The 15,252-nt window shown below is 64.3% G+C and carries 17 protein-coding genes and 1 pseudogene; 13 read left to right on the top strand and 5 right to left on the bottom strand.

What is annotated here, in order from left to right; genetic code table 11:
* Positions 1–8: 8 nt before the first annotated feature.
* Positions 9–920: a DMT family transporter gene (locus LJD17_RS01105; RefSeq protein WP_227382040.1), complete on the bottom strand. Its 912-nt coding sequence runs from the start codon at positions 918–920 to the stop codon at positions 9–11.
* A 99-nt stretch (positions 921–1,019) separates the two neighbouring features.
* On the opposite strand from LJD17_RS01105, the pseudogene LJD17_RS01100 reads away from it, so the two are divergent.
* From LJD17_RS01100 to leuC, 3 genes and pseudogenes are all read left to right on the top strand, one after another.
* A pseudogene (locus LJD17_RS01100) lies at positions 1,020–1,494 on the top strand (Lrp/AsnC family transcriptional regulator).
* 123 nt (positions 1,495–1,617) lie between these two features.
* Positions 1,618–2,010, top strand: a complete 393-nt coding sequence (gene rplS / locus LJD17_RS01095; RefSeq protein WP_227382038.1) for a 50S ribosomal protein L19 — start codon at positions 1,618–1,620, stop codon at positions 2,008–2,010.
* A 223-nt stretch (positions 2,011–2,233) separates the two neighbouring features.
* Complete coding sequence (leuC, locus tag LJD17_RS01090) at positions 2,234–3,640, top strand: 3-isopropylmalate dehydratase large subunit (protein WP_227382037.1); 1,407 nt, start codon at positions 2,234–2,236, stop codon at positions 3,638–3,640.
* Between the two features lie 71 nt (positions 3,641–3,711).
* Here leuC and LJD17_RS01085 read toward each other — a convergent pair whose 3' ends face one another.
* Positions 3,712–4,026, bottom strand: coding sequence for a hypothetical protein (locus LJD17_RS01085; protein WP_227382034.1), 315 nt, complete (start codon positions 4,024–4,026; stop codon positions 3,712–3,714).
* A gap of 121 nt (positions 4,027–4,147) precedes the next feature.
* Between LJD17_RS01085 and LJD17_RS01080 the strand changes: the two genes are divergently transcribed.
* Complete coding sequence (locus LJD17_RS01080; RefSeq protein WP_227382033.1) at positions 4,148–4,396, top strand: hypothetical protein; 249 nt, start codon at positions 4,148–4,150, stop codon at positions 4,394–4,396.
* An 11-nt stretch (positions 4,397–4,407) separates the two neighbouring features.
* A complete protein-coding gene (locus tag LJD17_RS01075) occupies positions 4,408–4,815 on the top strand; it encodes a metallopeptidase family protein (RefSeq protein WP_227382032.1) in 408 nt (135 codons plus the stop codon).
* A 36-nt stretch (positions 4,816–4,851) separates the two neighbouring features.
* Here the strand turns inward: LJD17_RS01075 and LJD17_RS01070 are convergent, their stop codons facing one another.
* Positions 4,852–6,078 carry a polysaccharide pyruvyl transferase family protein gene (locus tag LJD17_RS01070; RefSeq protein WP_227382031.1) on the bottom strand — a complete coding sequence of 409 codons (1,227 nt, stop codon included), beginning with the start codon at positions 6,076–6,078 and terminating at the stop codon, positions 4,852–4,854.
* A 372-nt stretch (positions 6,079–6,450) separates the two neighbouring features.
* Between LJD17_RS01070 and leuD the strand changes: the two genes are divergently transcribed.
* From leuD to leuB, 5 genes are all read left to right on the top strand, one after another.
* Entirely contained in the window at positions 6,451–7,053 is a 603-nt protein-coding gene (leuD, locus tag LJD17_RS01065; RefSeq protein WP_227382030.1) for a 3-isopropylmalate dehydratase small subunit, read from the top strand.
* Between the two features lie 97 nt (positions 7,054–7,150).
* Entirely contained in the window at positions 7,151–8,341 is a 1,191-nt protein-coding gene (locus LJD17_RS01060) for a lytic murein transglycosylase (RefSeq protein ID WP_227382029.1), read from the top strand.
* An 8-nt stretch (positions 8,342–8,349) separates the two neighbouring features.
* Complete coding sequence (locus LJD17_RS01055; RefSeq protein ID WP_227382028.1) at positions 8,350–8,973, top strand: LysE family translocator; 624 nt, start codon at positions 8,350–8,352, stop codon at positions 8,971–8,973.
* Between the two features lie 105 nt (positions 8,974–9,078).
* Positions 9,079–9,564 (top strand): hypothetical protein, encoded by a 486-nt coding sequence (locus LJD17_RS01050; RefSeq protein WP_227382027.1) that lies wholly within the window; start codon positions 9,079–9,081, stop codon positions 9,562–9,564.
* A 172-nt stretch (positions 9,565–9,736) separates the two neighbouring features.
* Positions 9,737–10,843 (top strand): 3-isopropylmalate dehydrogenase, encoded by a 1,107-nt coding sequence (gene leuB, locus LJD17_RS01045; RefSeq protein ID WP_227382026.1) that lies wholly within the window; start codon positions 9,737–9,739, stop codon positions 10,841–10,843.
* A gap of 54 nt (positions 10,844–10,897) precedes the next feature.
* Here leuB and LJD17_RS01040 read toward each other — a convergent pair whose 3' ends face one another.
* On the bottom strand, positions 10,898–11,245 hold the full coding sequence (locus LJD17_RS01040) for a hypothetical protein (protein ID WP_227382024.1): 348 nt from the start codon (positions 11,243–11,245) through the stop codon (positions 10,898–10,900).
* Positions 11,246–11,434: 189 nt separating this feature from the next.
* On the opposite strand from LJD17_RS01040, the gene LJD17_RS01035 reads away from it, so the two are divergent.
* Complete coding sequence (locus LJD17_RS01035) at positions 11,435–12,556, top strand: sulfite oxidase (RefSeq protein WP_227382023.1); 1,122 nt, start codon at positions 11,435–11,437, stop codon at positions 12,554–12,556.
* On the opposite strand, the gene LJD17_RS01030 is transcribed toward LJD17_RS01035, so the two are convergent.
* The gene (locus tag LJD17_RS01030; protein ID WP_227382021.1) at positions 12,534–13,325 is read right to left on the bottom strand and encodes a hypothetical protein; all 792 of its coding nucleotides are present in this window, start codon (positions 13,323–13,325) and stop codon (positions 12,534–12,536) included. The genes LJD17_RS01035 and LJD17_RS01030 overlap by 23 nt on opposite strands.
* A 16-nt stretch (positions 13,326–13,341) precedes the next feature.
* Here LJD17_RS01030 and LJD17_RS01025 point away from each other — a divergent pair, with 16 nt between their 5' ends.
* Both LJD17_RS01025 and LJD17_RS01020 read left to right on the top strand, forming a co-directional pair.
* Positions 13,342–13,947, top strand: coding sequence for a GNAT family N-acetyltransferase (locus LJD17_RS01025; RefSeq protein ID WP_227382019.1), 606 nt, complete (start codon positions 13,342–13,344; stop codon positions 13,945–13,947).
* Positions 13,948–14,192: 245 nt separating this feature from the next.
* Positions 14,193–15,224 (top strand): aspartate-semialdehyde dehydrogenase, encoded by a 1,032-nt coding sequence (locus tag LJD17_RS01020; protein WP_227382017.1) that lies wholly within the window; start codon positions 14,193–14,195, stop codon positions 15,222–15,224.
* Positions 15,225–15,252: the final 28 nt, after the last annotated feature.

Here is a 15,252-nt window from a genome sequence, read left to right as displayed (position 1 = left end):
ATGATGCGCTAGTCCTGCACGGCGACCGGCCGTAGCGGCCGGCCGAGACCGAAGCGCCACTTGAGATTCACGCCCGCGCTTCCGAGAAGGATCAGGATGATCCCGCTCCACTGAGCGGGCGACAGTTCCCGCCCATAGGCCAGATAATCCACCAGGATCGCGACCGCCGGATAGACGAAGGACAGAACCGCCACCCGCGCGGTCGGCAGTTTCTGGAGCGCGGAATAGAGCAGGATATACATGATGCCCGTATGGGCGACCCCGAGGGTCACCAGATAACCCCATTGTGTCGCCCGTGCGGGCAGCGCCGCGAAATCGGTGAACGGTCCCAGCATCAGGGTGCCGAGAACGGCCTGGACCAGCGCGATCAGATGGGGCGGGATCTCCTTCAGGCGCTTGGCCACGACGGAAGCGACCGCGTAGAGGGCGGCCGCGCCGAGGGCGAGCCCGAGACCCGCCAGATATCCGCCGGTGAGGGAAAATCCCGACGCATCGATCCTGACCACCAGCAACAGCCCGACGAACGCGAGCGCGATGAATCCCCACGCATCGCGGGTCGGCCTTTCTCCGAACAGCACGATTCCCAGGAGGATCAGGAAGAAGGGCTGCATGTTGTAGACCGCGGTGGCGATCGAGATCGAAGTCAGCCGATAGGCGGAGAACAGCAGAACCCAGTTGAGGACGATCGCCGCGCCCCCGAGGAGCGACAGGAGAAACGTGGTCCGGGTGAAGCGCCAAGGCACCAGAAGACCGCGCCAGCCGCAATAGGCCGACAAGCTCAAGGCGCCGAACAGGCACCGGAAGAACACGACGTTCCAGATCGATTGGCCGGACTCGATCACGAAGTAGCCGATGGTGCCCGACATGGCCATCGCGCCGACCATCTCCAGCCAGCCGCCGCGCGCTGCTCTTCCGCTCATGGGACCCTCCTGCTTCATGGCGGTTCACACTTTACGAGGCCGGTGGGGCGGCGTACCCTCGCAACAAAAGGCAGAAGCGCAGTTTGTGGACGTGAAGACATGGCGAATGGCGTCAAGAAACTTCGAAATGAAAGTCCGTCACTCGACGACACCGACCGTGCTCTGGTCGAGGCCCTGACGGAGAATGCGCGCCTGTCGCTGGCGGATCTCGCCCGAAGGGTCGGTCTTTCGGCGCCAAGCGTCGGCGAGCGGCTGCGTCGGCTGGAGGAGGGCGGCCTGATCAGCGGCTACCGGGTCGATCTGGACACCCGAGCCCTGGGCTATACGCTCACGGCCATCGTCCGAGTCAGGCCCCTTGCCGGGGCAGCTGCATCTGGTCGAGAAGCTCCTGGTCGAAAGCCCGGAGGTCATCGAGTGCGACAAGGTCACGGGGGACGATTGCTATATCGCCCGCTACGCCCTGCGCAGCATCGACGAGCTCGATCCGATCCTCGACAAGATCGCCCAGCGGGCACAGACCAGCACGTCGATCGTCAAATCGACCCCGGTCAAGCGCCGGCTGCCGCCGCTGTGAACGTCACACCGTCTCGACACAGGCAGGAAATTCCTGTATAGGGCCCGCCTCAACTTAAAACAGGACGCCGAAATCCCACGAGCTCGGGTTTCTCGAGACCTCGTAACGGCAGGAGTTAAGATCATGAACCTCATCCAGCAGCTCGAGCAAGAGCAGATCGCCAAGCTCGGCAAGACCATTCCCGATTTCCAGCCCGGCGATACCGTGATCGTCAACGTCAAGGTGAAGGAAGGCGAGCGTACCCGCGTTCAGGCCTACGAGGGCGTCTGCATCGCTCGTTCCGGTGGCGGCCTTCACGAGAGCTTCACCGTCCGCAAGATTTCCTACGGCGAGGGCGTCGAGCGCGTCTTCCCGATCTACTCGCCGATGATCGATTCCATCAAGGTCGTGCGCCGTGGCGCCGTTCGCCGCGCCAAGCTGTACTACCTGCGCGACCGTCGCGGTAAGTCGGCTCGTATCGCCGAGCGCACCGACCGGCAGGACAAGGGCGCCGCCGCACCGGCCGCCGCCGAGTAAGGCTTTTTTCGCGCAAGCGGCAGATGAAAGGCGCGGCTGCGAGGCCGCGCTTTTTTGCATTGAGCCTGCCGGACAACCTGAGGCACGAAAAATTTTGTTGCGCGCCGCAGCTTCCCGGCTATGCATTGATTTCAAGGCCGTGCGCTCCTAGGACGCCTTCCCGTCATCGGTGAGACCGGCTAAACACCCAAACCGCATTTCGTTGTTTCGTGGATCGAGAACCATGGCTGACCCCCGCACCCTCTATGACAAGATCTTCGACGACCATGTCGTCGACCGGCAGGATGATGGGACGTGCCTTCTCTACATTGATCGCCACCTCGTTCACGAGGTGACCAGCCCGCAGGCTTTCGAAGGGCTGCGCATGGCCGGCCGCAAGGTCCGTCAGCCCACCAAGACCTTGGCGGTGGTGGACCACAACGTGCCGACCACGGATCGCTCCAAGGGCATCGACGATCCTGAATCCGCCATGCAGGTGGAAACCCTCGCTCACAACGCCAGGGAATTCGGCGTCGAGTACTACGACGAGCGCGACGCCCGTCAGGGCATCGTGCACGTGGTCGGTCCGGAGCAGGGCTTCACCTTGCCCGGCATGACGATCGTGTGCGGCGACAGCCACACCTCGACCCACGGGGCCTTCGGGGCCCTTGCCCATGGCATCGGGACCTCGGAGGTGGAGCACGTGCTCGCCACCCAGACCCTGATCCAGAGGAAGGCCAAGAACATGCGCGTGACCGTGGACGGGCAGCTGCCCGCCGGCGTCACCGCAAAGGACATCGTCCTGGCGATCATCGGCGAGATCGGCACCGCGGGCGGCACCGGTCACGTGATCGAATACGCCGGCGAGGCGATCCGGGCTCTGTCCATGGAAGGCCGGATGACGGTCTGCAACATGTCCATCGAAGGCGGCGCCCGCGCCGGCATGGTGGCGCCGGACGAGAAGACCTATGCGTATCTGAAGGATCGCCCCAAGACGCCGAAGGGCGAGGCTTGGGACGCGGCCGTGCGCTACTGGGACACCCTGCGGTCGGACGAGGGAGCGTTCTTCGATACGGAGATCCGGCTCGACGCCGCCAGCCTCCCGCCGATCGTCACCTGGGGCACGAGCCCGGAGGATGTGATTTCCGTCACGGGCGCGGTGCCGGACCCCGACGAGATCCAGGATGAGAACAAGCGCCTCTCCAAGTGGCGGGCTCTCGACTACATGGGTCTGAAGCCAGGCCAGAAGATCACCGACATCACCCTCGACCGGGTCTTCATCGGCTCCTGCACGAACGGCCGCATCGAGGATCTGCGGGCTGTCGCCAAGGTCGTGGAAGGAAAGCGCGTCGCCGAGAGCGTCAATGCCATGATCGTTCCCGGCTCCGGCATCGTGAAGATGCAGGCGGAGGCCGAAGGGCTCGACCGGATCTTCAAGGCTGCGGGCTTTGATTGGCGCGAGCCCGGCTGCTCCATGTGCCTGGCCATGAATGCGGACCGCCTCGCTCCCCAGGAGCGCTGCGCTTCCACGTCGAACCGTAACTTCGAGGGCCGCCAGGGCTTCAAGGGGCGGACGCATCTCGTGTCGCCCGCCATGGCGGCAGCGGCGGCGATCGCAGGACGGTTTGTGGATATCCGCACCTGGGCCTGACACGGTCGGTGAGTTTCATGAAAAAGCGGCGGCCTTTGAGGCCGCCGCTTTTCGTTTGGAATACCGGGTTCTCAGTCCACATAGACCCGGCGGCTACCGACCACCTGGCGGCACACTTCCGTCGGACGGCGCACCACGACGCCGCTCGGGCGGACGTGTTCGCGCACGACCGTGCGGCACACCGTGCGCGAACGAGCCGGACGCTCGATCACGCGGCGCTCGATGACATGATGGCGGTGGGCGGGGCGATACTCATCCCGCACGACCCTCATGCCGGGGCCCCGGTCGCCGACGCCGACCCGCACGTCCAGGCCTTGTGCCGACGCAACGCCGGAGCCGAAAACCACCAGCCCGGCTGTCGCCAGGATTCCGAGAAAGTGACGCATTAGAACCTCATCTCTGCTAAACGATACCTGGTCGGATCAACGTGAAGCTGGACAACACGTTCCCTTTAGGAATCTTTGGGTTTCGCGGCTTCCGCCGTTCGGCGGGCTTCCACAGGAGCAGATGATGGGCAAGAAGGACGAGGAATCCCGGGATATTCTCGACCGGGTGCAGCGCGATTCGGAGACCTTCGGTTCGTCCTCTCTCCGGCGCATGACGGATCATTTTACCGGCCGCGACGCCATCGGGGAGGCCGAGGGAGGCGGAACCGACCCCATCGAGCTGTGGGGACGTCGTATCGGGCGCACGCTTTCCGTGATCGGCGTGATCGTCCTCACCTATTGGCTGGCCGTGCAGCTCAAGCTGGTCTGACGGTCCTCACGATGAACCCGCTCGCTTCCCTGCAGGCCCCGTCCGTCGCGGATTTCGAAGCTCTGGCGCACGAGGCGTTCGCCCGCCTGCCGGAGGCGTTCCGCCGTTTATGCGACGGCGTGGTGATCCGCATCGACGATTTTCCCGACGACGACACCTTGCGCGACATGGGCTGCGAAAGCCCGTTCGATCTTCTGGGCCTTTTCCGCGGCGTCGGTCTCGCGCAAGGAAGCGCCGTTCTGGAGACGGGGCAGTTTCCCAACATGGTGTGGCTGTATCGCCGTCCGATCCTCGATTACTGGGCCGAGCACGAGGAAACCCTGGGCGACATCGTCACCCACGTGCTGGTCCACGAGATCGGCCATCATTTCGGCCTGTCCGACGAGGACATGGAGGCCATCGAGGCGGCAGCGGAGTAGCGCTCGCCGGCATCGTGCCGTGACCTGCGCCGACCCTTATGCGCCTTTCGCGATCTGCTCCAGAAAAGCTGCCGGTTGAAGGCGGTTGGCGACGAGAAAGTCCCGGTAGCGTCCGGCCGCTTGCGCACGATGCCTGTCGTAAGCCTCGGGGTCGAATGTCACGAGCTTCTTGAGACGAGCCCGCGTGAGCGGCGCCACAAGGTCGCCGGCCTGCACGTGCGGCACACCGGTATTTTCGCAAAGCTCGCGGGTGCGGGAGTCGATGGTGACCGTCAGACCCATCCCTTCCGCCTGAAGGGCGAGAGCCACTCCGTGATACCGGCAGCCGATCGTCAGATCGTGGCGGCGCAAGCTGTCCATCCAGGCCGGGACATCATAGTAGGAGCGCATGTAGTTGCGACACCAGGCCTTGAACTCATCGAGGGAATAGTGCGGAACGGTATGATCCTGGATGGCCTTGAGGGTATGGGGCTCGATCCCGTCGAAGAGCCCGCGCGATGCCTTGATCATCTCGCCCATGGACTGGACGACATACTGGCCGGGAGCGGCCGGATCCAACATCAGCCCGATGAGCTGGTGCTCGATGTCCCGGGTCTTGAGCCAGGATTGGTGGCCTGCCGTCACCGAGATGGACCGGGGCCATTCGGTCTGTTTCCAGCGCGCGCCGATCTTGCGCCCCAGTCCGGGCTCCCGGTTGATGAAATAGGACGGGCAGCCGCCGGGAAGCGATCCTTTGAGACCCAGCTTGTCCAGCTGTGAGGTCGTATAGGCGCCGCGCGTATAAATGTTGGCCGACGCGGAAGACGGGTTCGACGCGGCAATGACCTGCGCCCAGCGCAGCGTGCCCGCGTTGAGCTCGATGTCGTGATCGTAGCTGTCGGCCTGCGCGCCGAGGCCGATGGCCACGATGGGAAGGCCGGCCTCTTCGAGATTGGACGCCATGCGGCCGTAATCGGTGTGGCGGCCGAGCTGGTTCGCACACGGAATGACGACCAGATCCGCGTTGTCCTGCAGCGTTTTCGCGGATACGCCCCAGGGATAGAACTTGACCGGATTGGTGATCTGGCTGGCCACCGCGTACACGAAGGCAAGATTTCCGTTGTTGTGCCCGATGCCGCTGTAGAGTTCATCGAAGGGTGCGTTGGAATAAAGACCCAGGGACGGCGTCTTCCAGAGAATCGCGACGCGCAAGGGCTTTGGGGCGGGCTTGCGGGCCAGCTTTTCCTGTTCGCTCGGCCGACCTGAAACCATCGTCTCCGCCATGGCATGACACCCTTCTGCTGCGCGTTGAGAGCAGACGTACTAAGAATTCGATATCTTCCCGACAAGTATTAATTAATAAATTGGAGAATTATTATTTAGATATAAAGACGTCACGAATTGCTTCGAAATTCAAAGTATTGTCGTCTTCGAATCGAAAACTTTGGCGCGCGGCGGTTGTTGTCGGCGTTGTCCTCCATCTCGCGCGTGTCGATCCACGGGCGCGACGCGACACTCCGGCGAACGGGTCCGTCGGCTGCGGTCCCTGCGCCGATCGCAAGGGGGCCGCGACCGTGATGGGCCTAGTCCTGTGGCGGCGCCTTTGATATGACGCTTCTCCGGCAGGCCCGCTGCCGCTCAAGGACGGAATGGACCATGGATAAGTTTACTGTGCTGGAAAGCGTCGCGGCACCGCTGCGGATCATCAATGTCGATACGGACATGATCATTCCCAAGCAGTACCTGAAGACGATCAAGCGCACGGGGCTTGGAACGGGTCTCTTCTCCGAAATGCGCTATCGCGAAGACGGTACGGAGAACCCGGATTTCGTCCTCAACCAGCCGGCTTACCGCAAGGCGCAGATCCTCGTGGCGGGCGACAATTTCGGCTGCGGCTCGTCCCGGGAGCACGCCCCCTGGGCGCTACTCGATTTCGGCATCCGCTGCGTGATCTCCACGAGCTTCGCGGATATCTTCTACAACAACTGCTTCCAGAACGGGATTCTGCCGATCGTCGTGAGCCCGGAGGACCTGGAGAAGCTGTTCGACGATGCGGAACGCGGCGCCAATGCGACCTTGACGGTCGATCTCGAGAAGCAGGAAATCCGGGGTCCCGACGGGGGAGCGGTCACGTTCGACATCGATCCCTTCCGGAAGCATTGCCTGCTCAACGGCCTCGACGGCATCGGCCTGACGATGGAAAAGGCCGGCACCATCGATACGTTCGAGAAGAAGCTGGCCGAGCGCGCCTGGGCCTGAGCCATCACCGTCGTCCTTACGGACATGGCGAAGCATCCGGCGGGCGCAATCCCGCCGGTTGTCAAATATTAACCAAATTGCCCGCACATTGGGGGGCATGACTCGTATTTCAGCCCCTACGATTCTCGCGCTCCTTGGACTCGCCGTCGCGACGCCGGCCATGGCCCAGGGAGATTTCCGTTCGTGTCTGTCGTCCCTGCGCGGCCAAGCTTCCGCCAAGGGCATTTCCTCGCAAGCCTTCGACAGGGCGGTCAGCGGCGTCGAGCCTGATCTGAGCATCCTGGCGCTGATGGACAACCAGCCCGAGTTCAAGACGCCGATCTGGGATTATCTCGCGGCGCTCGTGGACGATGAGCGGGTGCAGGACGGCAAGGCCGCCATGCGCCAGTGGGGCCAGGCGCTGGCCGCCGCCGAGGCGCGCTACGGGGTCGACCGTCACGTGATCGCCGGCGTCTGGGGCGTGGAATCCAATTTCGGCAAGGATATCGGCGGGCGCCCCCTGGTGCAGTCTCTCGCGACCCTGGCCTGCTATGCGCCGCGCCGCCGCGAATATTTCACCGGCGAGCTGATGGCGACCCTGAAGATCGTCCAGGACGGCGATATCGATCCGGCGAACCTGCGCGGTTCCTGGGCCGGGGCCTTCGGCCATACCCAGTTCATGCCCTCCACCTTCCAGAGGCTGGCGGTCGACGGCGACGGCGACGGTCACCGCGACATCATGATGTCGGTGCCCGATGCGGTCGCGTCCACGGCGAATTTCCTCAAGAAGGCCGGCTGGTCGAGCGGTCTGCCCTGGGGTTACGAGGTCCGCCTTCCGGCCGGGTTCAATGCCGGGCTCGCCGGCCGCAAGAACAAGCGCCCGCTCTCCGCCTGGGCCAACATGGGCGTGACCCATGTGGACGGCCGCCCGCTTTCCGGCAGCTATGCGGCGGGCGTGATCATCCCGGCCGGGGCGAACGGTCCGGCCTTCATCGTGACCAAGAATTTCGACGCGGTGTATTCCTACAACGCCGCGGAATCCTACGGGCTCGCCATCGCTCTCCTGGGCGACCGGCTCAAGGGTCAGCCGGGCATCCGCACCGCATGGCCCACGGACGATCCGCCCCTGTCCCGGGCCCAACGGCGTGAGCTGCAACGGCTCCTGACCGCCCGCGGCTACGATGTCGGGGAGCCGGACGGCAAGATCGGCCAGAAGACCCGCGACGCCATCAAGGATGTGGAGCGCCAGATCGGCCTCGAGCAGCGTGGCCGCCCCGGCGGCAAGGTTCTTCAGGCCTTGCGCGGATAGGTTTTGCCATGGCCTGGAACACGTTCCTGCTCTTCGTTCCGGCCTGCTTCGCCCTGAACCTCGCCTTCGGGCCGAACAACCTCCTGTCCCTGACCTACGGGATGCGTCGCGGCGTGCGGGTCGCGACGGTTGCGGCTTTCGGCCGGTTGGCGGCCTTCGCGCTGATGATCGGCCTCACGGCCTTCGGACTCGGAGCCCTCCTGGCCGCCTCGGAGACGGCCTTTTCTGTCGTCAAATGGACGGGAGCGGCTTATCTCGTCTGGCTCGGGATCAAGGTGCTCCGCTCGGCGGGCGGAACGGCGGAGACGACCGACGCATTCCCACGCCGCGCACTTGCGTCGCTCATGGCCCAGGAATTCTGGACCGCCCTCGGCAATCCCAAGGCGATCCTGATCTTCACGGCGTTCTTTCCGCAGTTTCTCGACCTGCATGCTTATGCGGCGAGCTTTACGGTGATGGGCCTCACGTTCCTCGTTCTCGAGATCGTCGCGGTCTTTCTCTACGCCGTGCTGGGGCGCCGCCTGGGTTCCCTCGCTCGCACGGGCAAGGCCCTGGCATGGTTCAACCGCCTGTCCGGGTCGATGATGATCGGCTTTGGCATCGCTCTGGCCTTTACGCGCAAACCAGCGTAACGATTCGTCAAAGCGCAGCTTCCATTCCCTTACGTGAGTGTTACGCTACGCCGTAGCGTTCCATAGGGGCCGCGTGGGTTCAAGGGTCGAAGAGTGAGGGAAGCGATGCGCCGTGTCAGTGCAGGTGTACTGGTCGCTCTGACCGTCGCGGGCGCGGCCCAGGCTGCGGACTTGCCTCTCGAGCGACGGTCTGCGCCACGGCGAGCCGACCAGGGAGCCGCGACCCTCATCTTGACGGCGACCGGTGACGATGCCGGCAGCCTGCGCTTCACCTGCGACCGCGCGTCGGGCGACATTTCCGTATCCCCCGAGGTGGCCATCAAAGGGTTCAAGGCCGGGGATCCTACGGCCATCACCCTGGAAAGCCCGGGCGGGCGGGCGGTTGTCGCCGCCAGGATCGTCCATGACAAGCGCTCGGGCGACATGCGGGCCATGGGGAAGCTTTCCCGTTCGGCCGGCCTCGTCCGACTTTTGACGCGAGGGACGCGCCTCGATGTCGAGGTTGCCGACAAATTCCTGTCCGTTCCCCTCAATCGACGCAACCGCGACGCGCTGGCGCGCTTCCGGGCCCAGTGTCCGTCCCTGCGCTAGCTTCGTCTAACGAAGGATACGCGGATGCTTGCCAAACCGAGGCCGGCAAGCCTAAACCCCTGACCGTCATTCTCGAGCCTCGCTTGCGAATCCACGCCCCTTTGAAACGGCGTGAACAGGGTGGATGACCGGATCCGGTCATGACGACACGCCATCGGATCAGGATTTTCTCATGGCAACGCACAAGCTCCTCCTTCTCCCCGGCGACGGCATCGGTCCGGAAGTCATGCGCGAGGTCGAGAAGATCGTGGGCTGGTTCGCCAAGAACGGCGTCGGTTTCGAGACCGAAACGGATCTCGTCGGCGGCTCCGCCTATGATGCCCACGGCGCTGCGATCTCGGAGGCCGCGATGGTCCGCGCGCAAGACGCGGATGCGGTGCTCTTCGGCGCGGTCGGCGGGCCGAAATGGGACGGCGTTCCCTATGCGGTGAGGCCCGAGGCCGGTCTCCTGCGTCTGCGCAAGGATCTGGGGCTCTTCGCCAATCTCCGCCCGGCAATCTGCTATCCGGCGCTCGCCGATGCGTCCTCGCTCAAGCGCGAGGTGGTCGAGGGCCTCGACATCATGATCGTCCGCGAGCTGACCGGCGGCGTTTATTTCGGAGAGCCCAAGGAAATCGTCACCCTGGAAGACGGCTCGCAGCGCGCCGTCGATACGCAGCTCTACACCACTGCCGAAATCGAGCGCATCACGCGGGTCGCCTTCGATCTCGCCCGCAAGCGCCGCAACAAGGTCTCGTCCGCCGAGAAGAGCAACGTCATGAAGTCGGGCGTGCTCTGGCGCCAGATCGTGTCCCGGCTCCACAAGGCCGAGGGCTCCGACCTGCAGCTCGAGCACGTGCTGGCCGACAACTGCGCCATGCAGCTCGTGCGCAACCCCAAGCAGTTCGACGTGATCGTCACCGACAACCTTTTCGGCGACATCCTGTCCGATATCGCCGCGATGCTGACCGGCTCCCTGGGCATGCTTCCTTCGGCCTCCCTCGGCGCGGAGGATCCGAAATCCGGCACCCGCAAGGCGCTCTATGAGCCGGTTCACGGCTCCGCGCCGGACATCGCCGGCAAGGGACTTGCGAATCCCATCGCCATGATCGGCTCGTTCGGCATGGCTCTGCGCTATTCCTTCGGGCTCGTCGAAGCCGCGGATCTGCTCGAAAAGGCGATCGCCAACGTGCTCGCCTCCGGCACGCGCACCAAGGACATCGCCGCGCCGGGAGCCAATGCGGTGGGCACCCAGGATGTGGGCGACGCGATCGTCAAGGAGCTGAGCGCGCTGTCCTGAGACGAAGAACACCCATGGGGCGACTCCGGTCGGCCCATGGGTTTCGCGACGCGTTCAGCGGATCGAGCCCGTCGATTCGACGTTCGGGTTGAAATCGAGCGGCCCGAACGGGTTGCGCGAGCCGACGAACGGGCCGTTGGTGATCGGATCAGGCAGGCGCCCGCCGCCGCTGAAGCGCTCGCTCTGTCCATAGGGCGGGCTGAGAATATACGACTGAGCCTGGCCGTAGCCGCTCGCCCCTGGGCTGATCGAATTCGGAGCCACCACGTTGCCGGGATCCAGGAAGCTGCGTGGCGCGACCCGGAAGGTGAGAGGCCGATTCCGATTCTGGGCTTCGGCGGTGACGGAAAAGGCGGTGATTGCAGCCAGGGATGCCAGGCTGATCGTAACGAAACGGCGCATCTGAAGCCTCCAGCATAACCATCGATCAAGGGCGCGCCATCGTGCTCAACCTGGCGCCTGCTCGGAAACACGCGGTGGGTCCCGCCAATGGCGAACCCCAATGGCGAACCCTTGGAAATATAGCGCCGTCGCTTAAATTGTTCCGCTCTCCGATGGGGCATGCGAGGAATGTGAAGGAAAGGAAGTCTATTGGATCGGCGCGACGACATTCCTGAACTGCGAGGGAAGGATTCCCTTTCCCTTCTCGGCCATGTTCCTCTTGTGGCCGAAACGCCGGAGGAGGGCCTGGACGACGCGACGACGCCGGTCTCGCGTTTCTTCGTCAGAAACAATGGTCTCCTGCCGCCCAGGGCGGAGCGTCCCGATGAATGGATGCTCGTCATCGATGGCGAGGTCGAGGCCCCGCTGCGTCTGACCGTGGCCGAGCTGAAAAGCCGGTTTGTCCAAAAGACCTACCGCATGGTGCTGGAATGCGGCGGCAACGGACGCTCGTTCTTCTCGCCTGCCGCGGAGGGAAATCCCTGGACGAACGGCGGCGTCGGCTGCGCCGAATGGACCGGCGTGTCCCTGGCGGACGTGCTGCGGGCGGCCGGTCTCAAGACTTCCGCCGTGTACACCGCCCATTATGGGGCTGATCCGGACAAGTCCGGCCGTTACGATGCGCCGTCCATCTCCCGCGGCATGCGGATCGACAAAGCCCTCGAAGAGCATACCCTTCTGGCCTTTGCCATGAACGGCGCGCCACTGCCCTTTCTGCATGGAGGTCCCTTGCGCCTCGTGGTGCCGGGCTGGCCGGGCTCGCTGAGCCAGAAATGGCTGACGCGGATCTGGATCCGCGATCGGGAACATGACGGCCCGGGCATGACGGGGCTGTCGTACCGGGTGCCGGTCGATCCGATTCCGCCCGGGTCGAACGGGGAGGGCGTCGCCCTGCGCATCCTGGAATCGATGCCCGTGCGCAGCATCGTCACGGCACCGGCCGACGGGACGGCCTATGCGGCCGGCACCCGGGATATCGCCATCCGCGGCGCCGCCTGGGCGGGCGACGATGCGGTGATGCGGGTGCAAATCTCCATCGACCGGGGGGCGACCTGGAGCGATGCCGCCCTCGAGCCCTTGCGCAACCGTTACGACTGGGCGCGCTGGTCCGCGTCCCTCCCGCTCCCGGGCGAGGGCACCTATGAGATCTGGGCGCGGGCCACGGATTCCTCAGGGCGGACACAGCCCCTCGTCGCAGAGAACTGGAACCCCAACGGCTATGGCTGCAACGCCGTTCACCGGGTTGCGATTACGGTCGGCCGGGAGATTTAGCCGCAACGGCCGCCGTGCGGGCAGCCGGTCCGCACGCATCCGTCCGCTTGCGCTCGGCCCGGGCGAAAAAGGCCTTGAGAACGAGACTGTCGGTCCCCGCGAGGGCGATCCGGTCGATGAAGCAGGCGGCCTGCGTCGCATCGACATTCTGGGCCTCGGATCCGCAAAGCCAGCCTTGAAAACCGAAGGCGGTCTCGGAATCCGCAAACCGGAAGGCCTGACACGTCTGTTCACCGACGCCGGCCAGGGTCACCTCGGCGATTTCGACGGAGCCGAACTTGGTCGCGATGAGCTGACTTTGCGTATTGCGGGTCACGGACAGCCCGGCCTCGGCGGCCTTGCGAACCAGATCGACGAAGAAACTGCGCCTCTGCTCTTCGACCGGACCCTCCACCAGGCTGATGCGGGCATGCCGGGGATCGCCGAACCGGCCGAACATCAAGGTTTCTTCACGCGCGCCCGAGGAATGCTGCCGGACCGTGAAGGTGGCCGGCGCAAAGGCTTTTTCGACGCCGTAGGCGGCATTGGCCTGCGGCAGGGCCTGCCAGGACGGCGGCGGGGCGATGAGGGTGGAGACCGGGACATCCTTCGGCTCTGCCGGGGAGCGGCCCGGCGGTTCGGCCTGCCGCGCGAAATGGACGAGCACCGCCACGGTCAGCCCGGACAGGATGCCCATCCGGAGCCACGGGAGACGCGAACGGGCACCGCGCAGCGGCTGCTCGTCCGCCAGCTCGTCCTCGTCCCAATCGGCGTCGATCGCCCTCGGCATGATGCTCCCGTCGCAGATGATGGCCATCCTTAAGCGACTGTTCTACCGTAGCGTTCTCGCCTATTCGAAAGCTTTCGTTCAGCATCGTGAATCGAAGGTTACCATTCCGCCCATGTCGACAGCCTTTCCACCGTCCCCGATCACCGTGCGCACTGCCGAAATCGACGATGCGCCCATCATCGCAGCGCTCATCCGATCCCTCGAACGGCACTATGCCTCCGACAACGCCTGCTCCGATCCGGCCGAGACCCAGGCCACGGTGCAAACGTCCATGGAGGAACAGGAAGGCACCCGCTATGCTCTCGCCTTCGACGAAGGGAACCCCGTGGGCCTCGCCTGCTTTGCCCTGCTGCGGCCGGGCTTCAATCTCGGCGGCCTGTTGTTCCTGAAGGAGCTTTATGTGGCGAAGGAGGCGCGGGGCCGCTCCGTCGGAACCGCCCTGATGGCGTGGCTCGCCGAATACGCCCGAGCGCGGCAGATCACCCGGATCGATCTCACGACGGATCGGGGCAATGTGGAGGCCCAAAAATTCTACGAAGCGCTCGGCGGCGTGAAACAGGACAAGGTCTTCTACCGTTTCTTTCTCGAACCGAACGGTTCGGCGCCCTCGTCGCAAGAATGACTTGACGCGGCTTCGCCTTTGATGTGTTGCTGAAAGGATCTTCGGCCCGGTGCTCGGGCCTTGCGATGGACGATGGCTATGACGCTGCTCACAACGACGAGCAAAACGAAAACCGTCACGACGGCCGTGAAAACGACGGCCGCCTAAGCCTCGTCGTCCCCGGTCCTCTCTCCCGTCGGGGCGAGAGGCGATACCCGACAAGGGTTGTTACAATCTCCGGGGAGAGCGAAAACAGGAGAAGTCCAATGGGATACAAGGTCGCTGTCGTCGGCGCGACGGGTAATGTGGGCCGCGAGATGCTGAACATTCTCGCCGAACGGGCCTTTCAGGCCGATGAGGTGGTGGCGCTGGCCTCGCGCCGCAGCCAGGGAACGGAGGTGTCCTACGGCGACAAGACGCTGAAGACCAAGGCCCTGGACACCTATGACTTCTCCGATGTGGATCTCTGCCTCATGTCGGCCGGCGGTGATGTCTCCAAGGAATGGTCGCCGAAGATCGCCGCGCAAGGCGCCGTCGTGATCGATAACTCCTCCGCCTGGCGCTACGACGCCGACGTGCCGCTGGTGGTTCCGGAGGTGAACGCCGAAGCGGTGCGTGAGATGAAGAAGAACATCATCGCCAATCCGAATTGTTCGACGGCGCAGCTCGTCGTGGCGCTCAAGCCGCTCCACGATCACGCCACGATCAAGCGGGTGGTCGTTGCGACCTATCAGTCGGTCTCGGGCGCCGGCAAGGACGGCATCGACGAGCTCGATCGCCAGACCAAGGCTCTCTATTCCCTCCAGGACGTGCAGGAAAAGAAGTTTCCCAAGCGCATCGCCTTCAACGTGATCCCCCATATCGATGTGTTCATGGAGGACGGGTTCACGAAGGAAGAGTGGAAGATGATGGTGGAGACCAAGAAGATCCTCGATCCCAAGATCAAGCTCACCGCCACCTGCGTGCGTGTTCCGGTGTTCATCAGCCACTCGGAAGCCGTGAACGTGGAGTTCGAGAAGCCGATCACGGCCGATGAGGCACGCGACATCCTCCGCTCCGCTCCCGGCGTCGTGGTGATCGATAAGCGCGAACCCGGCGGCTACATCACCCCCCACGAGGCAGCCGGCGAGGACGCGACCTACATTTCGCGCATCCGCGAGGACATCACGGTCGAGAACGGCCTCTCGTTCTGGTGCGTGTCCGACAATCTGCGCAAGGGCGCGGCCCTCAACGCGATTCAGATCGCGGAAGCTATGGCCAACCGCAATCTCCTGCCGTCGAAGAAGAAGGCGGCCTGAAACAACAAGGGCGGGGTTGAACCCCGCC

It is taken from the genome of Microvirga rosea (genome assembly GCF_020595095.1).
Taxonomy (GTDB): domain Bacteria; phylum Pseudomonadota; class Alphaproteobacteria; order Rhizobiales; family Beijerinckiaceae; genus Microvirga; species Microvirga rosea.
Note: the sequence above shows the minus strand (reverse complement) of the source record. Positions and strands in the feature narration are given on the sequence as shown.